This window comes from Sporosarcina sp. ANT_H38 (assembly GCF_008369195.1).
Taxonomy (GTDB): Bacteria; Bacillota; Bacilli; order Bacillales_A; family Planococcaceae; genus Sporosarcina.
Window position 1 is genome coordinate 147,207 of sequence record NZ_VOBC01000001.1, and the last position, 22,369, is coordinate 169,575.

General features: G+C 38.0%; 21 protein-coding genes. 15 read left to right on the plus strand and 6 right to left on the minus strand.

The window, feature by feature from the left end:
- Complete coding sequence (locus FQ087_RS00810; RefSeq protein ID WP_149578679.1) at positions 1-621, plus strand: class D sortase; 621 nt, start codon at positions 1-3, stop codon at positions 619-621.
- On the opposite strand, the gene FQ087_RS22775 is transcribed toward FQ087_RS00810, so the two are convergent.
- Positions 622-756: a hypothetical protein gene (locus FQ087_RS22775; RefSeq protein WP_255452105.1), complete on the minus strand. Its 135-nt coding sequence runs from the start codon at positions 754-756 to the stop codon at positions 622-624. It lies immediately after the preceding gene.
- A gap of 445 nt (positions 757-1,201) precedes the next feature.
- Here FQ087_RS22775 and FQ087_RS00815 point away from each other — a divergent pair, with 445 nt between their 5' ends.
- The 4 genes from FQ087_RS00815 (at position 1,202) to FQ087_RS00830 (ending at position 5,674) form a co-directional block, all read left to right on the plus strand.
- A complete protein-coding gene (locus FQ087_RS00815) occupies positions 1,202-1,741 on the plus strand; it encodes a hypothetical protein (RefSeq protein ID WP_149578680.1) in 540 nt (179 codons plus the stop codon).
- 499 nt (positions 1,742-2,240) lie between these two features.
- On the plus strand, positions 2,241-4,466 hold the full coding sequence (gene helD / locus FQ087_RS00820) for an RNA polymerase recycling motor HelD (protein ID WP_149578681.1): 2,226 nt from the start codon (positions 2,241-2,243) through the stop codon (positions 4,464-4,466).
- A 13-nt stretch (positions 4,467-4,479) separates the two neighbouring features.
- Positions 4,480-4,926 (plus strand): GNAT family N-acetyltransferase, encoded by a 447-nt coding sequence (locus FQ087_RS00825; protein ID WP_149578682.1) that lies wholly within the window; start codon positions 4,480-4,482, stop codon positions 4,924-4,926.
- Positions 4,927-5,116: 190 nt separating this feature from the next.
- Positions 5,117-5,674, plus strand: a complete 558-nt coding sequence (locus tag FQ087_RS00830) for an AAA family ATPase (RefSeq protein WP_149578683.1) — start codon at positions 5,117-5,119, stop codon at positions 5,672-5,674.
- Between the two features lie 95 nt (positions 5,675-5,769).
- Here FQ087_RS00830 and gndA read toward each other — a convergent pair whose 3' ends face one another.
- On the minus strand, positions 5,770-7,185 hold the full coding sequence (gndA, locus tag FQ087_RS00835) for an NADP-dependent phosphogluconate dehydrogenase (RefSeq protein WP_149578684.1): 1,416 nt from the start codon (positions 7,183-7,185) through the stop codon (positions 5,770-5,772).
- 171 nt (positions 7,186-7,356) lie between these two features.
- Positions 7,357-8,799 (minus strand): glucose-6-phosphate dehydrogenase, encoded by a 1,443-nt coding sequence (zwf, locus tag FQ087_RS00840; RefSeq protein ID WP_149580691.1) that lies wholly within the window; start codon positions 8,797-8,799, stop codon positions 7,357-7,359.
- A 325-nt stretch (positions 8,800-9,124) separates the two neighbouring features.
- Here zwf and FQ087_RS00845 point away from each other — a divergent pair, with 325 nt between their 5' ends.
- The 5 genes from FQ087_RS00845 (at position 9,125) to FQ087_RS00865 (ending at position 13,016) form a co-directional block, all read left to right on the plus strand.
- On the plus strand, positions 9,125-9,742 hold the full coding sequence (locus FQ087_RS00845) for a cyclase family protein (protein WP_149578685.1): 618 nt from the start codon (positions 9,125-9,127) through the stop codon (positions 9,740-9,742).
- A gap of 371 nt (positions 9,743-10,113) precedes the next feature.
- Positions 10,114-10,908: a basic amino acid ABC transporter substrate-binding protein gene (locus tag FQ087_RS00850; RefSeq protein ID WP_149578686.1), complete on the plus strand. Its 795-nt coding sequence runs from the start codon at positions 10,114-10,116 to the stop codon at positions 10,906-10,908.
- Between the two features lie 56 nt (positions 10,909-10,964).
- Positions 10,965-11,675: an amino acid ABC transporter permease gene (locus FQ087_RS00855; RefSeq protein WP_149578687.1), complete on the plus strand. Its 711-nt coding sequence runs from the start codon at positions 10,965-10,967 to the stop codon at positions 11,673-11,675.
- A 17-nt stretch (positions 11,676-11,692) separates the two neighbouring features.
- Positions 11,693-12,415 carry an amino acid ABC transporter ATP-binding protein gene (locus FQ087_RS00860; RefSeq protein ID WP_149578688.1) on the plus strand — a complete coding sequence of 241 codons (723 nt, stop codon included), beginning with the start codon at positions 11,693-11,695 and terminating at the stop codon, positions 12,413-12,415.
- 151 nt (positions 12,416-12,566) lie between these two features.
- On the plus strand, positions 12,567-13,016 hold the full coding sequence (locus FQ087_RS00865) for an SRPBCC family protein (protein WP_149578689.1): 450 nt from the start codon (positions 12,567-12,569) through the stop codon (positions 13,014-13,016).
- Between the two features lie 196 nt (positions 13,017-13,212).
- Here FQ087_RS00865 and FQ087_RS00870 read toward each other — a convergent pair whose 3' ends face one another.
- From FQ087_RS00870 to thpR, 3 genes are all read right to left on the minus strand, one after another.
- Positions 13,213-13,863: a CPBP family intramembrane glutamic endopeptidase gene (locus FQ087_RS00870; protein WP_149578690.1), complete on the minus strand. Its 651-nt coding sequence runs from the start codon at positions 13,861-13,863 to the stop codon at positions 13,213-13,215.
- Positions 13,864-14,177: 314 nt separating this feature from the next.
- The gene (locus tag FQ087_RS00875) at positions 14,178-15,146 is read right to left on the minus strand and encodes a ring-cleaving dioxygenase (RefSeq protein ID WP_149578691.1); all 969 of its coding nucleotides are present in this window, start codon (positions 15,144-15,146) and stop codon (positions 14,178-14,180) included.
- 526 nt (positions 15,147-15,672) lie between these two features.
- Positions 15,673-16,215: an RNA 2',3'-cyclic phosphodiesterase gene (gene thpR / locus FQ087_RS00880; RefSeq protein WP_188006599.1), complete on the minus strand. Its 543-nt coding sequence runs from the start codon at positions 16,213-16,215 to the stop codon at positions 15,673-15,675.
- A 313-nt stretch (positions 16,216-16,528) separates the two neighbouring features.
- Between thpR and FQ087_RS00885 the strand changes: the two genes are divergently transcribed.
- The 5 genes from FQ087_RS00885 (at position 16,529) to FQ087_RS00905 (ending at position 22,318) form a co-directional block, all read left to right on the plus strand.
- Positions 16,529-17,617, plus strand: coding sequence for a branched-chain amino acid aminotransferase (locus tag FQ087_RS00885; RefSeq protein ID WP_149578693.1), 1,089 nt, complete (start codon positions 16,529-16,531; stop codon positions 17,615-17,617).
- A gap of 138 nt (positions 17,618-17,755) precedes the next feature.
- Complete coding sequence (locus FQ087_RS00890; protein WP_149578694.1) at positions 17,756-19,840, plus strand: catalase; 2,085 nt, start codon at positions 17,756-17,758, stop codon at positions 19,838-19,840.
- Positions 19,841-19,946: 106 nt separating this feature from the next.
- Entirely contained in the window at positions 19,947-20,753 is an 807-nt protein-coding gene (locus FQ087_RS00895; protein WP_149578695.1) for an HAD family hydrolase, read from the plus strand.
- Positions 20,754-20,922: 169 nt separating this feature from the next.
- On the plus strand, positions 20,923-21,396 hold the full coding sequence (locus tag FQ087_RS00900; protein WP_188006600.1) for a YjdJ family protein: 474 nt from the start codon (positions 20,923-20,925) through the stop codon (positions 21,394-21,396).
- 487 nt (positions 21,397-21,883) lie between these two features.
- Complete coding sequence (locus FQ087_RS00905) at positions 21,884-22,318, plus strand: hypothetical protein (protein ID WP_149578697.1); 435 nt, start codon at positions 21,884-21,886, stop codon at positions 22,316-22,318.
- Positions 22,319-22,369 lie beyond the last annotated feature (51 nt).

Below are 22,369 nucleotides of genomic sequence, written 5' to 3' on the forward strand. Positions count from 1 at the left end.
GTGAAACAACTAAAGAAAAAGCGGTTGCTGCTGCTTTCTTGTACGACAGCTATCATTATATTTGGAGTTTGTTTTTTCACAACGAATATGTATAAGTTTACAAAAGGCTACTTTCTTTACGATACCCATACTCCAAGTAGCCAAGTAAAAGAAACAATACAGATACCACCAAGTAATAAAGTAGCAAAGAAAGAGCTATATCCTGTCCGTCCTAAACCTGGTGAAGAAATTGGGGAACTGTATATACCTAAACTAAATGCAACACTTCCTATTTTCCATGGAACAAACGATGATGAATTGGCGAAAGGTGTTGGTCACTTTGCAGGAAGTGTACTACCAGGTGAAAATGACAATTCCGTTCTCTCTGGTCATCGAGATACCGTATTTCGTAAACTGGGGCAAGTAGGCGAAGGTGATTTGTTGATAGTAAGAACATCGGCAGGAGAGTTCACATACAAAATCAACAAAGTTCGGATTGTGGATGAGGATGATCGAACCGTAATCGTTCCAAAACCACGAGCAACGCTAACCGTAAGTACATGTTATCCTTTTGATTTCATAGGGTATGCAGCTGAACGCTATATACTTGTCGCTTATCTGGCTTCTAAAACAGTAAGTTAGTTAAATTTCCTGAAAACCAACTTTAAACGTTAACAAAGACTCTTGAATATAGAAATCTGAAGCTCCATTGAAACAGGCAATTGTTTCGATGGAGCGCAGAATTCGCACAACAAGCGAGGAGTTAGTTTTTATCACAACAAATAACCTCTCTTAAAAATCGAGGTCACTTAAAAAATACGTTTTTTAAAATTGTAAATGCAAATGATAATTTTAAGGGGATATTTCGTTAGTTACAGAACGAAATGTCCCCTTTTTGGTATTTCATAATCTCATTCTTTTATTAAGGTCATAAGCCGTTTTAGATTTACTGCGAGAATAGGTATTGTTCACTGCAATGGTGTAGTTATTATGGTTAAATATGTAAATATAAGACGACTTCTATTATACTAACAGGACAGTAATATACGGCGTCAGCAGTGAAATGGCGTTAAGAATGCTCCATGTATGCCATAATATATGTCTAAGGATTTGACATGGGGCCTCTTTGTGTATGTTTAATACGATTGGAAGTCATACTGTATTTTAGTGCAGGTTAGTTGAATAAGTATGAAATTTTTTGTGAAGAGGAGGCATTAATATCGTGCTTGATACATCTGGAGCCTTTGTGAAATATTTTCCTTGCGACTTAAGGGGAGATATAAAGTATCCTTACAATATAGGTATTGAAGATTGTCAAAAGTTTTGTGAAGAAGTTCTTTATAAGTCGTTTAAAAGTATGAATGCCTATCCCTTGAATTTAGTTACGATACTAAATGATAGTCCTTCTGAATTTTCGAAAGAATATATCGGGAATTTAAAGTTTACTTATGAAATAATAAATAACCATCCAGAAGATTATTACATTTCAATAAAAATACAAAACGAGGAGGAATTCTTGAGAATTGTTCCATTTATTAATTGGTTGGCTTCAATAGAATCATTAAATATATTATCAACTTCAAAAAGTGAATTTTATATTGAAGAAGGTGTCCCTAAGTTTTGGAGTAATTCTGAAAACAAAGTTGTGAGTACGATGAAAGCAGAATCAACTTTTATTTCCTTTGTAAATGCGGGTTTAGTAGTATTAGTTGGAACGAATTGTTCAGTGTTAGCAACCAATCTAAATGAAATTGATGATTAATAGTTAAGACTTAGGACGAAAAAGAATTGCCATATGACCCTTAAAAGTGACCAGTCCATAGATTAGATGTGGTAGGTCGCTTTCTATTATAGGTGAATTTGCAAAAGCTCTAACTCTACTCATGTACTAAAAGCATAGGGAAGATTGAAGTCAGTTATCTTGTTCACCAATAGCGTTTTTTGGAGTAGAGACTTAGCCAACGGGTTTCCGTGCCTTCATATTAATTCTTCTACTAAATAATTACTTTTCATACGCCTCGCTCCTTATAGCCACTTGTATTATATCTTGTTGCACTATTTTAATAGTATTAGTTCGTAAAGTTAATGACATCAACAGATATTTCTAATTGCTGTCTTTTTTAATCAGAATATTTCATTCATTATGCAGAATGATATTGATAACGTCACCATCAAGTGGTAAACTTCAATTCTGTTTTAAAATCCCCCAACATCTCCCAAATAACGTGCAGGACGAAAAATACGCAAATTGGAGGAGTTGTATGTCTCAGAAACATCCTGACTTTGAGGTTGAATTACAGCGCCTTGACTACACCAAACATTATATGCAACAACTGTTGGAGGAATCGCTTCGCGACGTTAAATCCTCTCAAGACCAAATTCGTCAATCGATGGCGGACTTGGATTATTTGGATTCTAGTTTAAGCTACATAAACATTTTGACAAATGCTCGATTCTTTGAAATGGCACGTTCGCAAAAGGAAGGGCTGGAGGCAATTCAGCAGAAGCCTTATTTTGCCCGGATTCATTTCCAAAAGGAGGATGAGGCCGATGAATTTCTTTATATCGGAAAGACCTCTTTATTCCACCGGGAAACACAGGAACCGATTATTGTTGACTGGCGTTCTCCTGTCGCAAATGTTTATTATGACGGAAGGCTTGGCAATCTCTCCTATAAAGTTCGTGATGAAGAGTTTGAAGGTCATCTTTACTCGAAACGGCAATACCGGATTGAAGAGGGGGAACTGCTAGATATTCGAGATGTCGACCTCACAACGAATGACGAACTTCTTCAGGAAGCGCTTGCGGGTAAAGCAGATACACGACTGACTGAAATCGTGTCCACAATTCAGGCTGAACAAAATGCAATCATTCGTGCGAATTTGAAACAACCGATTATTGTACAGGGGGCTGCCGGTAGCGGAAAGACAACAATTGCTCTTCATCGTATATCCTATTTCCTCTATACAATGGGTGAAAATTTCCCTTCCGATAAACTGATGATTTTGGCTCCTAGTAAATTGTTTATGGATTATATTGCGGATGTACTTCCCGAACTTGGGGTTGGGCGCATCTGTCAGACGACATATAGCGAATATGTTTTACGTGCTACAGGATTGAAACTGAAGCTGACAGATCCGGATGCCAAGTTGGAACAGTTAACTGAGTCAGACACGTTGGATGCGGGGTTGCTTTTTGTAACACGGGTGAAGGGGAGCCTTCAATACCGGGAAATTATGCAACGCTATGTGTATAAGTTAGAGCGGGATATGGCGGAGTTATTTGAAGATGTCTTTATTGAAAAGTACCGGATTATAAAGGCCTCTCGATTGAGACAGCTATTTTTGAAGGAGTTTTCGTATATGCCGGTCGAGAAACGACTGGATAGAATTAAAATTATCGTTCAAAGCGATGTCAAACGGAAACGGAAACAGCTTATGGATATGCTGACTTCAAAATACGACGCAGCACTCGATAAGGCGCTATACGGAATCAGGGACGACGAAAGACGAAAAATGAAGCTGACAAGAATTTTGGAGGAGCGCGACGAAAGACTTCCTGCGATTGAAAAGGAAGGAAAAACGGCGGCTGCGGTCTATATGCGTAGATTTAAAAAGTTCAACGTAAAGAAATTGTATCGAGATTGGCTGACGAGTCGTGAATTGCAAGCAGAATTAGCATACGGATGGTCCGACAACGACAGATTTTCTTTTTTTGAGGCACATAAAAAAGAGTTTTGGGAAATTGAAGATTTAGCTGCTATTTATTATTTACACGCAAAACTGATCGGAATTGCTGATGAATGGAAAATGAGGGTTGTATTCATCGATGAAGTCCAGGATTACAGCGAATTCCAGCTCGCTGCTATGCAAGATGGTTTAGAGACAGATATGTTTACGATGGTGGGGGATCTGGCTCAGGGAATTCATAGTTACAGGTCATTAACATCATGGGAACCGATAAAGGCACTATTTCCAAGGGCAACGTATACAACACTCCAAAAAAGCTACCGAACGACGATTGAAATAATGAATCTAGCAAATCAAGTTCTTGCACAGATGGATGAGGATTTACCACTCGTGGAACCGGTCGTCCGTCATGGAAAGGAACCTCGGTATTATGAGATGGATGGGCTAGATGTTGGCGAAATAGAGGTTATTTATAAGGGGATAATTGATCGTGGACATAGATCTATTGCGCTAATTTGCAAAACAAGGAAAGATGCCAAGAAGATTCATGGTTATCTAGAGGAATTTGGAATGCCTGTTCAATTAATCGGAGACCAATCAGGCATCAGTGATAGTGGATTATTGATCGTTCCAAGCCACTTAGCAAAAGGGTTGGAATTCGATGCTGTCATTATCGCAGCTTTCGACGAGCCATTTCGGAATCATCCAATCGACAGAAAGTTACTATACGTAGCAATGACAAGGCCGATGCATGAACTGCATATTATTTTGGTGCCAGACACTGAGAGATTTTTTTGAGAGGGGGTTCGTTATGTTGATTTTTAAACAATTTTTGGAGATTCCTGAAGGTGAAATTATTAATGGGATTTTAGAACTGCATGAAAGTATATTCGAAGATTCTAAAACATTAGTGGGGAAAATAAAGTCGAAACCGAAAGTCTTAATAAATGTAGCTTTGGATCAATCAACTGTCGTCGGTTATAAAATTGGTTACGAGTTCGACTCAAATAAGTATTATAGTTGGTACGGAGCAGTTCAAGAGGAGTACAGAGGTAAAGGAGTCGCATCGAAGCTACTTGAACAGCAACATCGCTTTTTAGTTGAATCTGGTTATAAAATTGTTCAAACAAAGACGAGAAACAAGTGGCGGAGTATGCTTATACTTAATATTAAAAATGGCTTTGACGTTTTGGAAACATTCACGGATGACGAGGGGATTCATAGAATTGTATTGGAGAAAAAATTGTCTGCAAACTAAATACTGTCAACGGACTGTACAGGCATAATATAGCCATTTTAAACAAATATAGTTGTATAAAATGACATCAATATTAAAATTAAACGTTATTATATCCATTTTCTTGTTAATAAAAGTGAAAAATATTAGACGGTAGACTATTTAATGAACATGTAGTTTAACCTCATTTTTCAAGATTGGAGTTGTGTTCATGAATCGGTATGTAGTAATAACGGTTGGTAAAACTCATAGCGGTAAATCTACATTTGCTAAAGCTTTGGGAAATGAGATGATCAATTCAGTTGTCATTGACCAAGATAACCATGCTGAATTCCTTCAAATTAACTACCAAACAATATTACCTAAACAAGGACCAAATACGATTAAGTACGCTCTGACACAAACCATTGTTAATTACGCAATTACTGAGACGAATTGCCATCTTATATTGTGTAATGCAAATCGCAATCGAAAAGGGCGTTTGAAACTACTCGAACAATTCCATAACAAAGGATTTTCGAGTATTATAGTGAATTTTGATATTCCTGAACATGTTCTAAAAGTTCGAGTTACGAAAAGCCAGCGTGATACATCCATACTAAGAATCGCTTCAAATTTTGCGGAAGTGCTTACTCGACAGCATAATGAAACGAACAAAGGTGATGTGATTGCACCTATTGAAGATGAAGCAGACCATTTATTTGTAGTTAAAGATTCAAGTGAAATTCAAATGGTTATCCGAGAAATTGTTGAAATTGCTAAAAACTGATGTGACACTTAACTATGTCAACTTTCGAACGACTGAAAGATAATAAAAAGTACCGGATACCAGTTTTGGCGTCCGATACTTTTTTAAATTTATAATTATTTTTTTGACCATTCAGTATGGAAATGGCCTTCTTTATCAAGACGTTCATAGGTATGTGCCCCGAAATAATCGCGCTGTGCCTGAATCAGATTGGCTGGCAATGTTTCAGTGCGATAACTATCATAGTACGCTAATGCACTTGAGAAAGCAGGAATTGGAATTCCATGTTGAATTGCTACAGTTAATACTTCGCGAAGCGAATTCTGATATTCTCCTACTATTTCCTGGAAGTATGGGTCAACAAGTAGGTTTGGTAGGTCACTATTATTGTCAAACGCATCTTTTATATTCTGTAAGAACTGGGCACGAATGATACAACCTCCCCGGAAAATCATCGCTACTTCTCCGTAAGGAATTTTCCAATCATACTCCTCAGATGCTGCACGCATTTGCGCAAAACCTTGGGCATATGAACAAATTTTACTCATATATAAAGCTTTACGAATCGCTTCAACCAAATCGTTTGGATCACCTGCATACTTTTTCAGTTCAGGGCCTTTTAGAATTTTACTTGCTGCAATACGCTCGTCCTTAACAGATGAAATAAACCGTGCAAATACAGACTCTGTGACGATTGGAAGTGACACTCCTAAGTCTAGCGCATTTTGACTTGTCCATTTTCCTGTGCCTTTTTGCCCGGCTACATCTAAAATTTGATCAATGAGCGGTTTCCCGGTTTCTTTATCCCTCTTTAGGAAAATATCTGCGGTGATTTCAATGAGATAGCTATCGAGCTCTCCCTTGTTCCATTCTGAAAATATTTCATGCAACTCCTGCGCTTCAAGACCTAGTGCATGTTTCATGATGAAATAGGCTTCGGAGATTAATTGCATATCGCCATATTCAATTCCGTTATGAACCATTTTTACATAATGTCCTGCTCCATCGAGGCCCATGTATGCACTGCAGGGAATGCCATCAACTTTTGCCGAAATAGCATCAAGAATGGGCTTAACTTGTTCGTAAGCTTCTTTTGATCCTCCAGGCATAATCGATGGACCATTACGAGCGCCTTCTTCTCCACCAGAAACACCTGCACCAATGAAATGTATACCGGATTCCTTTAAGGATGCTGTACGTCTATTCGTATCTTTAAAGAATGTATTGCCGCCATCGATAAGAATATCGCCTTGTTGAAGATGAGGGACAAGGGACTGAATCACAGTATCTGTTGTTTCCCCGGCTTTAACCATTAATAAGATCTTACGGGGAACTTCTAGTGAAGAGACAAGATCTTCGATGCTGTAGCTACCATAAATATCTTTATCTTTCGCTTCTTTGTTGGAGAATTCATCTGTTCGATCTGTCCAATAATCATAAACAGCTACCGAATAGCCTTTACTTTCAATGTTTAGCGCTAGGTTCATCCCCATAACACCTAAACCAATAACGCCCATTTGTTTCTTAGTCATAATCCTACTCCATTCTTTTGTGTTATTTACCACGTTATATGTTGATATGAAAAAACCGATTGAATTTTTTACAGCGCTTGGGCTATCCCTTGTAAGGCGCCTTCGCTCAGATTATATAGGTAGTCATTTGTTCAATATATATAGCTGTGTTAAAAGTTTCAACTCTTTAGTTTACCACCAATTAAATTGATCGGCTTGCAATAGTTGATTAGCAGCTTCTGGCCCATTTGAACCAGCAGGGTATGGATGTAAAGGTAGTGTATTCTCTTGAAATGCTTCCAATAGCGGTTGAATCCACTGCCATGATAATTCAACTTCTTTCCAATTGGCGAAGAATGTTGCATTTCCGCGTATAGCATCAAATAGAAGTAGTTCATATGCTTCTGGCTGATCCTCTGAATTGGTGGAGAAGTTAATGCAAGCAGGCTCAAATTGGTTACTTGAAGGATTTTTCATATTTATCATTAAAGAAATACCTTCATTCGGACTAATTTCGAATATCAATAAGTTTGGAGTGATTCCATCAGTCGAAAGGACGTCTGTTTGTTTTACCTTGTTTTTAAACTCAATAACAATCTTGGTAGATTTTGTACCTACCCGTTTCCCTGTTCGTATGTAAAAGGGAATTCCGCTCCAAAATGGATTGTCAATATAGAGGCGAGCAGCGAAATAAGTATCATTCATTGAGGAAGCACCAACCCCTGGCTCTTCTTTATAACCAACAACCGGGTTATCGAAAATCTCGCCGGCTTCGTATTGAGCACGAACAACATTCTGCGCCATATCTTCTTTATAGATAGGTCGAAGAGAGTCCATGATAGTTACTTTTTGTTTTCTAATTTCTTCAGCAGTCATTTTTTTAGGTAAATGAAGGGCCGTCATCATGACTAACTGAAGAAGATGATTCTGAACCATATCCCGAATTGCGCCCGCTTGATCGTAATAATCTGCCCTTGTTTCTACCCCGACAGTTTCACATGCTGTGATTTGTATATTAGCAATTTGTTTATGATCGAATAATGAACCGAATATCGGATTGGCGAATTCAAAGGATTCGAGATTTTGGACCATAGGTTTCCCTAGATAGTGGTCGATTCTGTAAATTTCTTCATCATTAAAAGCGTTGTTCAAACTCTCGTTTAATTGTCGTGCGGACTTTAGGTCGCTTCCAAAGGGTTTTTCGACAATAAGTCGCTTCCAACCAGTCGTTTGACTAATTCCGCTCTTATTAAGACCTGATGTAATAACATCAACCAACTGTGGAGCAACCGACAAATAGAACATACGATTTGCGGGTATATTTAATTCTTTCTCTCTGTTGCAAATAAGTTCATGAAGGTTTTGATACGAATCATTATCTTTTGCATCAAATTTAGAGTACCGAAACTTGGCTAAAAATGCATTCAATCCGGTTGTTTGAACAGCTCTTCTAGAATATTCTCTTAGTGAACTCTCGACTTTTGATTGGAAAACATCATCTGGGAAATAGTTTCTGCCTAAACCAATTATGGAGATTGAATCTGGTAATTTACCGTCGAGAAACAAATTATATAAAGCAGGAAATAATTTGCGTTTTGCTAAGTCTCCCGTCGCGCCGAATAAAACAAAGGTCATGTCTTGAGTTGTCCATTCTTCTTGTAAATCATTAAATTGATTTTTTTTATCAGTTCCAACTGAGGCTGTTACGTCATCCATTTTCGCTTTCCTCCAATTTCAGTGTAGACACGAATAATACTTGAAACTGATTCAAGTATATCATTAAATGATGCGTGGTTCTAAGACTATAAATGAAATTACAATTAGAGGACATGCATGGTCTTAGAGTCTTTTTTGGTATACTAATGAAGTAACTAAAGTTGTTTTGCTAGACTGCATGCTAAATTACATGCGAGGATAGCTCTATAGTCAGACACTAAAAAGTAAAGGATGGGTTGGTAAAATGAAAATGCATGATGTAACTGGGACCATTTATGAAGGTATGACCGTTTACAAAGATAAACCTGAAAAACAACCAAAATTTAATCGAGTAACTAATGGGTATGTAACTGAAACTCGGTTGGAGATAGATGTGCATACAGGGACACATATCGATGCACCGCTTCACATGGTTGTAGATGGAGATACGTTTGAATCAATCTCGATGGACAGTCTTGTGGGACAGTGTAAAGTACTCGATTTAACAAATGTAGAAGATGGAATTTCTAAAGCGGATTTGGAGAAATTTGAAATTCAAAAGAATGATTTTATACTATTTAAAACTAAAAATTCTTTTGAGGAAACATTTAATTTTGATTTTATTTATCTAGCACAAGATGGAGCAGAATATCTTTCCCAAATTGGTATTCGAGGGGTTGGAATAGACACACTTGGAATCGAAAGAAGCCAAGAAGGACATCCAACTCATAAAACATTATTTGCAAACGAGATTATTATTATTGAAGGGCTTCGTTTAAAAGAAGTTCAACAAGGTGACTATTTCATGGTTGCTGCACCTTTAAAATTGACGGGTACAGATGCATCACCTGCAAGAGTGTTATTATTTGAAGGATTACAATAAATTTCATTAATTGAGAGTCTAATCCCACCGGATAACTATTGCCGGTGGGATTTTGTTGTACCTATAGGAAACTATAAAATTATCGGTCTGTGGATTATATATATGATTGGTTTGTGGTGAAATATGGTCGATGGTGCGGCGTTTATGATTGGTTGGCGATGGTATATGGTCGGTGGTGTGGAGTATATGATCGGTCGTGAGGGATATATAATCGGTTGGCGGTGGTATATGGTCGTTCGTGCTTAGGTATCGTCTTTTTTTCTATTGTGTAGGCATGATGACTCGTATATAATAAAGTTACTATCCAGAACTTTCTAACAACTCTGGCGCTTTGTGCTACATGAACTCAAAAACATACGGGGGGAATGACGATGAAGAAAGGATTGCGCTTCATATCATTGGGGTTACTGCTGGCGAGTGTTAGTATTCTATTGTTTGCTTGTGGAACAGGCACGAAGGATTCTGGTTCATCGAAAAACGGAGAAAGTGGAAAAAGGGTATTGGTAGTCGGGACGGATGCTACGTATGCACCAATGGAGTTCATGGATGAAAAAGGGAATATTGTTGGTATCGATATTGATATTGTAAAAGCGATTGCAGAAGCTGCAGGCTTTGAAGTTGAATTTAAAAACTATGGTTGGGAACCTCTTTTTCCGGCATTAACAGGTGAGGAAGTAGACTTCGCGGTATCATCTATCACAATTACTGATGAACGAAAAGAATCGTATGATTTCTCAGATCCCTATTTCATAGCGAACCAACTGATTCTTGTGCCTGAAGATTCAAAAGTTGAGAAATTTGAAGATTTGAAAGATAAACGAGTTTCCGTCCAAATCAATACGACGGGGCATACTGTCATTAAGGAACTTCTAGGAAAAACGAGTTCTAAAATTGTTGCACCAGAGTCTATGCCTTTAGCAATTAGTGAAATGATCAATGGCAATGCTGACGCTGCGATTGGGGACAATGCTGTTATTATCGATTACAAAGCAAACAATCCTAAAGTTAAAGTTAAAACAATCGAAGATGATAGTTTTGAAAAGGAGTATTATGGCTTAATGGTTAAGAAAGGGAACACTGAAATCATTGAACTGTTGAATGAGGGCATCAAGATAATAAAAGAGAATGGGAAATTGAAGGAAATCACAGGATTTGATGTAGAGTAATCGTTTTTTTGTGGAACGATACAACTACACCAAGTTAGTAAATGGGAGTGATTGAATTGGATTTCCTGGATATTAGATGGGGAATGATTTGGGATTATCGTGAATTGTTCTTTCGCGGAATTGGGGTTACTTTAGCACTCACTGTGGTAGGCTATTTAGGGGGCTTTGTATTAGGCTTATTTGTAGGTATGGGGAAATTGTCTAAGAAAAAGTGGATTTACTATCCTTCTAAGTATTATGTCGACTTCTTTCGTGGGACGCCATTATTAGTACAAATTTTATTAATACATTTAGCTCTTATTCCAGGGGTTTTTGGTCATTCATTAGGTTATTTTGTATCAGGTGCGCTTGCACTTGTTTTAAACAGTGCTGCATACAATGCAGAAATTATTCGTGCAGGCATTCAGTCAATTGAAAAAGGGCAAATGGAAGCGGCAAGGTCTCTTGGAATGACGAAAAATGTAGCGATGAAGAATATTATTCTACCGCAGGCTTTTAGAAGGATGGTTCCACCGCTTGGGAATGAACTGATTGCGCTGCTAAAAGATTCGTCGCTAGTAACGATTATCGCTGCAAACGATTTATTGTATGCAGGAAAAGTAGTTGCAGGTGCTAGTTTCAGGTTTTGGGAGCCATATCTTACGGTTGCAATTCTTTACTTGTGCCTAACTTTCGTTTTCGGTAAAATTATTTCGTATGTAGAAAAACGCTTTAGTAATAGCTATGTTCCGACACAAAGAAAGAAAATGTTCTCAACTCGGCGTTAAGGTAGAAAGGTGATCAAATGATTAAAGTGGACGGTCTCTATAAGTCTTTTGGGAAATTAGAAGTGTTAAAAGGAATCGATTATGAAGTGAAAGAAAAAGAAGTCATCTGTGTTATCGGCCCAAGTGGTTCCGGAAAAAGTACATTTTTACGCTGTATAAATTTGTTGGAAGACATTACAGCTGGCCAAATCTTTATTGACGGAGTTAAAGTAAATGATCCAAAAACGGATATCAATGAAATTCGGAAAGATGTGGGGATGGTGTTTCAACAGTTTAACCTGTTCCCACATATGCGAGTTATCGATAATATAACCATTTCTCCGCGGAAAATCAGGAAAATGAATTCTGCAGATGCGGAAGAACTAGCCCACGAATTGTTGAAGAAGGTTGGGCTAGCTGATAAAGCGAATTCTTATCCCGAACAGTTATCTGGTGGTCAAATGCAACGTGTTGCGATTGCAAGGGCATTAGCGATGCAACCTAAAGTCATGCTATTCGATGAACCAACTTCTGCACTCGATCCAGAAATGGTAAAAGAGGTGTTGGATGTCATGAAACAGCTTGCGATCGAAGGGATGACAATGGTCGTTGTTACGCATGAAATGGGCTTTGCAAGAGAGATGGGAGACCGGGTGTTATTCATGGATCAAGGAATTATTGTCGAAGAAGGTATACCAGAACAAGTATTTAATAACCCAAAAAATGAACGGACAAAAGCATTTTTAAGTAAAGTACTTTAGTCCAAGTTAATCTGTGCGATAGATACCAAGGAAAGCAGATGGGCGACATATATTCGCTTATACTGTTTTCCTTTTTAATTATTAAATCTCCTGGCATGGTATAGTGAAATATATAATAGAAGTAAACAATTTGTTGTGAGGTGGTTTAATAATGAAACAATGGACGAAGGAGATAGAGATTGATGCACCAATTGAACAAGTATGGAGTTTTTTTGATGGGCCTTTAGAAAATATGCAAAAAATCATGCCGCAAGTCATTGAAAATAAAGCGATAACAATAGTAGATGGAATGGTTGGAAGTGTATATTTACAAAAATATAAAGAAGGAAAGCGTGTTATGGAGTACCAAGTAGAAACGTTAGAATATAGCGATTCACCAAATGAAAAAAAGTTAAAGATTGGTTTTACACTCGCTAATATGTTTGATATTACGGCGCGCTACGAGTTGGTCAAGCTCAATGACGATAAAACCTCATTAACATATACCGCAACGAATCGTCCGTTAAAGTGGTTTGTGAAATTATTTTTACTGTTTTCCACCGACAAAGTTGTGGTGGAATTTTTACAACGAGTAAAAAAGGTAGCTGAAACAGAAAAATGAACTATTGATGTCTGTCACCTAGAGTAATTGGATGCTGATGTCTATACAAGAGAGGCCATCCCGCAGGGAACGGCCTTTTTATCTTAATGTAATATGATGAATTTCCAATGCGAATTGCGAAAAGGCTGAAGCGTTGAAGCGGGTTTAATGGAATTCTTTATTTCAACATATATAGTACATTAGATTGGTATGCCTATTATAAAATATAGTTCAAGAAAACCAACATGATTCCAAGATCAGCTAAGATATGACTAATAATTGATGCGCTGATTGAATTCAATTTGTACCTGAAGTAGCCCCACATAAGGCCTGCTATAAATACCGGAATAACAGCGATGAAATTAAAAGGGAATGCGAAGATGGAAAAGAGAGAAACTAGATGATAGAGACTATAAAAAAATGATGTAATTATAATCGTTTGAGCCGCACCTACTCGTTCAATAAGGCGCTTATACATAACTTCTCTCCAATATAGCTCTTCCAAAACCGGATTGATGAAGATGAGGAAAATAATTAACCAGAAAAGGGTACTTCCAGTAAAATTCCACTCTTCTAAAACTTGCCTTAGTTCATTAAGATCAAAAATTGAATTATGTAATACTGCAACTGTCCCGTAAATCGCCCCTAAACAAATAAGACCACTAATGAACCCGACTGAAAATGATTGGAGATTGAAGTGTTTTTTACGGTCCAATCGATGACCTTTATTTCCGATCTGTAATAGAATCGAAACAAATAATAGCCAACCATAGAATAGGATGAAAGTAATAGGGACGCTTTTGAATACGACTAAACCTAAGTAAATCATAATCGTTGGACATATTAATAAGAATGTGAGTTTTATCATAAATCCTCCATGTGTTCTAATTCGTAATAAACATCCCTATCTTTCGGGGCGCAATGACTATCAGAATCATAATCAATACAATTTAACCCACTTTCGTTATATCTTATCATTTACTGGGTAATTTATCATAACAATCAACTAATTTAATTTTGGAGGATCTCTCGTTTCAACTAACTAATAGCCAAGTAAAATTTTTTTGATAAGCTCTTTAAACAAGTTTTAAATAAAAAAGAAGTAACTACCTGTAATGGTAGTTACTTTCTGTGGGGATATTGATGTATTAACGACGGCCAATATCTTTGCACGAAGCTCTTTTATCTTGTCGTATTCAATGGTTTGATATTTGCTTCAATTGCTGCACGTTTACCTTCCAAAAATGGTGGAAGTGCAAGTGACTCACCCAATGTTTCAAGTGGCTCATCTGTTGCGAATCCAGGTCCGTCAGTTGCAAGTTCGAATAAGATGCCATTTGGCTCACGGAAATATAACGAACGGAAATAGAATCGTTCTACAAAACCGGAGTTTGGCAAGCGCGTACTGTTAATTTTATCAATCCATGCATGCAGTTCCTCTTCGTCGTCAACACGGAAAGCTACATGGTGAACGCCACCTACTCCTTGAACTTCAGCAGGTAAATCAGTACGTGGTTCAACGAACACTTCAGCACCAGTTCCGCCTTCTCCAACTTCCATAACGATGATGTCGTCTTGTCCTTCAATTAATGCAGGAATGCGGTTCTTCTCTGTAAATCCAAGAATCTGGAGGGCTGCGATTGTCGGTTCAGGAGTGCGAACAGTTAGTCTAACAGGACCAAGCCCGGTTATTCCATACTCAACTGGAACTGGGCTCTTATCCCATGGCGTTCCAGTGGGAGCGATTGAATTTGTTTCATCGGATACGAGCGTCAATTGCTGACCTTCCGCATCTTCGAAGAAAATAACATTGCGACCAGCAAATTCTGAAATAGGTGCATGTTTAACGTCAAATTCAGTAAAGCGTTCAATCCAATATTTCAATGCTTCGTCACTCGCTACACGAAGCGATGAGTTTGAAATACTACTGACACCTGCTCTTTTTGGTCCAGCATTTGGGAAGTCAAAGAATGTAAGTTCAGTTCCCGGATTCCCTTTTTCATCTCCGTAAAATAAATGATAAGCAGTTGTGTCATCCTGATTCACAGTTTTTTTTACTAGCCTCATACCAAGTACTTCTGTGTAAAACTTAAAGTTATGTGCTGCGCTTCCAGTCATCGCAGTTAGATGGTGAATACCTTTTACGTTCATATCGATCATCCCTCTCAAAAGTAATTAGTGATTTATTTATCTTGAATTCAAGATAATACTACAGAGTGCATTTAATTTTGTCAAGAGATGGGTTTAGCGCAGATTCTAACATTTTTGTTGAAGTCAAGGTAAAGAGTGGGAACAAGGTGAAATACTTCTGAAAAGAATGCTCTATAATATCGTTTTAGTAACGATATTAACAGCCGAACACTTTATCCAGGATGATCTTATGACTAGTCGTTTTGGTTTAAGTTCAGAAAACGTAATTTCGATTTTTTTCATCTTTTACTGTTTATCTCGATTATTTTCTATAGAGTCAATTTCTCACGGACAATGAAGTGAAAGTCAAAATTTCACTTAACTAAAAATGTTGACCAAATGAATGCATGTAGAAACTGAGCGAAAGCGGATACAGCGTCCAGTGAAAAGCCCTGAGATTGGCGATGAAACTGCTTAGCTTAGGGCGGGAGGCATCCCTTGCGCCATGACGAATTCAATGTGATTCCTATATATAGTGCGTTTCCTATCAATGAAGCTGAAACGTTTCGATTGCCTCGTACTTTGGAGATTTTTCCATATGTATAGTAAATAGGGAAAAAGAATGAACTGACACTTCAATCGCAGTGAAACTTTCTTTTTGAATCATGACTTGATCCATCGTTTTTCGTTTTTTTGCGATTGTAACGTGGGGAGTGAATCGCTCTGAAACAGGCATATCAAGTTGTTTTGCAACAGTGAATTCAATTTTTCTTTGTAAAGGTAGTAATTCTGCGGATTCTCTAACTGATAAATAGACGACCCGCGGGCTGGAAGAGGGTCCGAAATAAGACAAACCGTCTATATATATTGAGAATGAAGAATGGTCAGCTGCAATTTCCGAAAGACATTTCTTCATTATTAGTAAGTGTTGTTCCTCTATAGTGCCTAAATAAAGCAATGTAACATGTAAATCCTCTATATGTGGAATCACTTTATAAGCTGCATCTAGTTTGTATGTCTTCTTAAATTCTACGATCTGTTCTTCAAAAGTCGATGGGATCTTAATCCCTATAAAATAATGCTGTGGCAATATTGTTTCTCCTCTACGAGTGAAATTACCTATCCTTCATTATTGTAGCCTGAACTTGCAAATTTAAGTCACATCATCCTCTCCCATTAACTGCTTTTTAGCGCAACTATTTTTCTAGAATAGATAGCTTAATTCCAAGGAAATTGATATAATCTATATTATTAGAAAACATTTTCCGCAAAGTGTTTATGGTGAAGGGATACCGTGTAAGCTATCTAATTAGGCATATCTTGGTATTCCTTTTAACTAAATAATTTATGGGCATAGTTAAATAAGTAAGGCCGAAAATTAGAAATAGGGAGATGCAGACCTCATGACGAACCATGCTATCACAGTCACATTAAGTGAATCAAAAAAACAAAAACCACAATCCGATCAATTAGAATTTGGAAAAGTATTTACAGATCATATGTTCATGGCTGATTATTGTGAAGGGCAAGGCTGGACAGATCATCGAATTGTTCCATATGCGCCACTTGAACTCGATCCGGCAGCGACTATTTTTCACTACGGACAAACAATTTTTGAAGGATTGAAAGCCTATGTAGGCAAAGATGGGCAAGTTCTGTTATTCCGTCCAGAAGAAAACATGCGTCGCATGAACAGATCGAGTGACCGCTTATGTATGCCGGCCTTTAATGAAGAAATTGCAATCGAAGCTTTAGAAAAATTAATAACAGTTGATAAAGACTGGATTCCTGAAACAGAAGGAACATCCCTGTACATAAGACCATTCATGGTTGCGACTGAACCCTATCTTGGCGTTTCACCATCGAAGAAATATAAATTCATCATTATCCTATCTCCTGTAGGGTCGTATTATAAAGAAGGAATTCATCCGGTTAAAATTCTCGTTGAAAATGAGTATGTGCGTGCAGTAGAAGGTGGAACAGGAACAGCAAAAACAGCTGGTAATTACGCATCTGGACTAAGAGCACAAGAAATAGCTAGCAAGAAAGGTTACTCGCAAGTTCTTTGGCTCGACGGTGTAGAAAGAAAGTATATAGAAGAAGTTGGAAGCATGAACGTCTTTTTCAAAATTAATGGGGAAGTCATTACCCCTGTTTTAAATGGTAGTATTTTGGACGGGATTACTAGAAAATCAATTCTTCAATTACTGAGACATTGGGACATTCCAGTTGTTGAACGTAAAGTATCAATGGAAGAACTTCGTTCGGCACATCAGGCAGGAACTTTAGAAGAAGCTTTCGGAACAGGAACGGCGGCAGTTGTTTCTCCAATTGGAGAACTTAATTGGGGCGATGACATAATGATCGTTAATAATAATGAAACCGGTGAATTATCTAAAAAACTGTATGAGACACTAACTGGTATTCAAACCGGTAAAGTGGAAGATCCATTTGGTTGGGTAGTTGAAGTCAAAGATAGATTAAAGGCATAACTGTTCCATCTCTCATTACATGCAGAAAAGGGTAGCCCCTTCCAAGGTGCTATCCTTTATTGTATCCGTTTCGGGAAGTCCTGCATATGCATATAGTAGGGAAGCGCCTAGGACACTAATCAGGTAATCACTAAATGCATGACGGAAGGGGATTGCGTGGATAAATCATCACCAAATCATAAACATGTCATAGATGAAAATAGTAAAGATAAACAGTTGGAACAATTCCGTGTGAATAATGAAGGCACTAAAATGACGACGAATCAAGCACTGAAAGTTTCGAATGACGAGGAATCATTGAAAGCGGGTGTTCGTGGTCCGACATTAATGGAGGATTTCCATTTTCGTGAGAAAATAACCCATTTTGACCATGAGAGGATACCGGAACGGGTTGTACACGCTAGAGGATATGCGGCGCACGGGGTTTTCGAATTGTATGAATCAATGAGGGAATTTACAAAAGCAGGATTTTTGCAGGAGCCTGGATCGAAAACTCCTGTTTTTACGAGGTTTTCAAATGTTGTAGGAAGCAAAGGTTCGGCAGATACTGTAAGGGATGTACGAGGATTTGCTGTTAAGTTTTATACGGAGGAAGGAAACTACGATCTTGTGGGTAACAATATTCCCGTCTTTTTCATCCAGGATGGCATTAAGTTCCCGGATCTTGTCCACGCGATACAGCCAGAACCGCATAATGAGATGCCGCAAGCTGCCTCTGCACATGATACGTTTTGGGATTTCGTAGCTAACAACCAAGAATCGGCGCATATGGTCATGTGGTTGATGTCAGATCGAGCGATTCCGAGGAGTTGGCGAATGATGGAAGGATTTGGAGTCCATACATTCAGATTCGTCAATGAACATGGCAAAGCACGTTTTGTAAAGTTCCACTGGAAACCAGCACTTGGCTTACATTCGCTTGTATGGGATGAGGCGCAGAAAATTTCAGGAAAAGACCCAGACTTCCAACGACGGGATTTATGGGAGTCAATTGAACAAGGTAATTTTGCGGAGTATGAACTTGGCGTACAAATGATTGATGAAAAAGATGAATTCATGTTCGATTTCGATGTACTCGATGCTACGAAACTTTGGCCGGAAGAAATTGTGCCTGTTAAAGTATTCGGCAAGATGACACTTAATCGAAATGTTGATAATGTATTCGCGGAAACAGAGCAAGTTGCGTTCCACCCAGGTAATGTCGTACCTGGAATTGATTTTACAAATGACCCACTCCTACAAGGGAGATTGTTTTCTTATTTAGATACACAACTCATTCGCCTTGGGGGGCCGAATTTTACTGAAATTCCAATCAACCGTGCCGTCTGTCCATTCCATAATAATCAGCGAAATGGCTATAGTCGTCAGAGAATCGATGTTGGTCAGGTAAGTTACCATAAAAACTCGCTTGCGGATAATACGCCGTCCACTTCATCTGCAAAAGAGGGTGGATTCGTCCATTATGCAGAAAAAGTGGAAGGGCGTATCATACAAGCGAGAAGTGATTCGTTCAAAGATTTCTTTTCACAGGCAAGGCTTTTTTGGAACAGTATGTCGCCACCAGAAAAGCAGCATATCATTGACGCCTTCATCTTTGAAGTTGGAAAAGTACAAAGCCGTGACGTCAGACAGCAGGTCGTCGATATGTTCGTTCATGTTGATAAAGCAATGGCAGACATGGTGGCGGACGGCGTCGGAGTGAATCGTCCTACTGGCAAGCAAGTAAATGTCAGGGCATCATCACCAGCACTCAGTCAGGAAAATACGACGAGAGTCCCTTACACGTTGAAAGTCGGCGTGCTGATTGGCAATGACTTTAATGGTGCAGAAGTGAAAAGAGCTGTCAAGACGTTAAGGAAATATGGCGTTACTGTGGATATCGTTGGTGAAAAACTAGGCACAGTTAGAGGGGCGGATGGTCTTAATGTGATCGTCAATGCAACATTCCTGACAATGGATCCGGTTTTATTTGACAGCTTATATGTTGTTGGTGGAACTGCTGAAAATCAGGCGAAGTTCAATTCCAATATCCAATATTTTATTAATGAATCGTTCAAGCATTATAAACCGATTGGATTTGCATCGACAGGCGTTCCTTTCTTTGAATTATCAAATGCGAAGGCGGGACCTGGAATTGTATTCGCGACGGATAATCCCGATTTTGATAATGATTTTGTAAAAGCAATTGCACAGCAACGCTTCTGGTACAGAGAAATTTATTGAAGAATAGCCGCTCCGATTAGAAATGCGGAGCGGTTTTTTCTTTAATCATTAAACTAGTCTGAAATCATGTATACTAGTTTATAAAGCAGATAGGGGATGATTTCTTATGATAAAAGCGATTATTTTTGATTTGGATGATACACTGTTATGGGATAAAAAGAGCGTGGAAATGGCATTCAGAAAAACATGTGAATACGCGGCACAAGTACATGAACTCGATGTGGCTGAACTTGAAGAGAAAGTCAGAGTGGAAGCGAGAAAGCTTTATGAATCTTATGATACCTATGAATATACGCAGATGATTGGTATTAACCCATTCGAAGGCCTCTGGGGGACATTTGAGGACGAAGGAGCTTCCTTCATAAAGATGAAAGAAATAGTTCCTAGCTATCGTAAGGAAGCATGGACAAAAGGACTTCAGCGAATCGGCATAAATGATGAAGAGCTTGCCAGCATGTTAGCAGAACTATTCCCACAGGAACGTAAAAAGCATCCCTACCTATATGAAGAAACATTCAAAGTGCTGGACCATCTGAAAGATACATACAAGCTTGTACTATTAACAAATGGCTCACCAAGTTTACAACACACGAAGCTTGAAATTACATCCGAACTTGTCCCATATTTTGACCAAATCATCATCTCAGGTGCATTCGGAATAGGGAAGCCTGACGCATCCATTTTTCAACATGTGCTTGCTGAAAGTGGTGTAACTGCAGATGAAGCAATAATGGTAGGCGACAATCTAATGACGGATATCTTAGGCGCCTCACGTGTGGGAATGCGTTCTGTCTGGATTAACCGAGAGGACAAACTACCAAGTGAAGAAGTTGTCCCGACTTATGAAATTGATCATTTAGAAAAGTTATATCCGGTTCTTGAAGAGTTGCACAAGGAGCAGGTTGTACAATAAGTAAGTTATTTACTTTTAAGTATATATTTACTTATATATCCAAGTATATTCTATCGTTTGGTTTCGCCAGTTTTCGCTATCTGTACATTTATATTTTAATGCGGAAAAAAATAGTTGCTAGTTAGAAATCATTGTAGGTCCTATGAAAGTTATAGTTGAGGTGGAGAAAATGTCTTTTAAGGTTTTCATTCAATTGGTTTTAGCTTCAATACTTTTGATATTTTCTACTGGGGCAGCATGGTATGAAGGTAGCGCACTAATAGAGCATTCATGGGAATGGAAACATACCGCTATTTTTTCTGGATTAGTGAATGGACAAGTGGAGAACGCAAGCGAAATACTCCCGATTGACTATTTTATCTATGCCGCTAAGTTTGCACATGTATTTCCTTTGCTAATGTTGTTAAGTGTTACATATCTCATACTCATTATGGGGTATGTTTTACTCAAACGTAACCATAAGATGTTCACATATTTCCTAGCTTCTGTTGGCATTTTATTCTTGATGTTAAGTGGTTTCGTGTCTAATTCCCCAACTAACGGTTTGATAATTATATCCACTAGTCTTTTGGTTATCGGTATTTTATTACTGGTTATTCCGTTGGTTAGACTCGTTAATATTAAGGTTAAAGAAATTCATTAATTCTATTTATGTTGAAATAAAGAAACCTATAGAATCCGCTGCGGCGCTTTATGGATGCCTCCCGCGATATACTAGCCAGAAACCACTGCCGATCTTATCGCTTCGGCTACCACTAGAAAGGGGCCAACGTTGGTTATTTCTTAAACAATGGAGGTTGTTAATTATTTGTTTGTTTGCTAGCTAAACCGAGATGGTGAAATCAAATGGTTTTCAATCCTTCTGAGATGAATTAAAATATTGGTTTTTAGTTCTGAACAAAATGGAATGGAATACCTTGCGGGCATAGTAAATGAAAAAAATATCAAGTTTATCGAATCCAAAATGCCTGAAAGGGCGCCTTTTAATAGAAATAAGTAATCTACAGTGGATGGCATTTTTATTAACTAGATTGGTTAGTTTTTAGGGGATAACTGAAATCATCGATAAGCTATTAAAATAGGGGGTAAGACATTCAAAAGCATCTTAAAATGATGGAGGTTTTTAGACAATGAAGTTCTTTTTGAAGCTAAATACAGTCAGCGCGATATATGCCTTTTCTTTGTTTATTTCCATTGAACTTCAAGTCAATTTCTATCGGATTTGGCGGCTAACTGGATGGCAAGTGAATACAATAGAAATAGTAATTGGTGCTATTCATTTTGTTGGATTTTTTTTAACACTATTTTTGTTCTACTTTTTTATTAGCAACTGGTTGGAAGGTAGAAAAGCGAGCTACTGGACGGTCATTCTTTGGTTTCCCTATTTAATTCTCTTTATCGCTATCTTTGCAATTCTATTTCCTATTACTTATCCGGGAGATAAACCTGCTCCTGTTTCTGGACTTATTATTATTGCACAACTAATTAGTTATCCAATTTATCTATTTTTTATTAATTTCATTGGCAGGGAACTAGGTACTGGTATAGATGAAAAAAGGACTTAGTAATTTTGAGGGTTTGAAACTTTATTTGTTCAATCCCTATTTCTAAAAAAG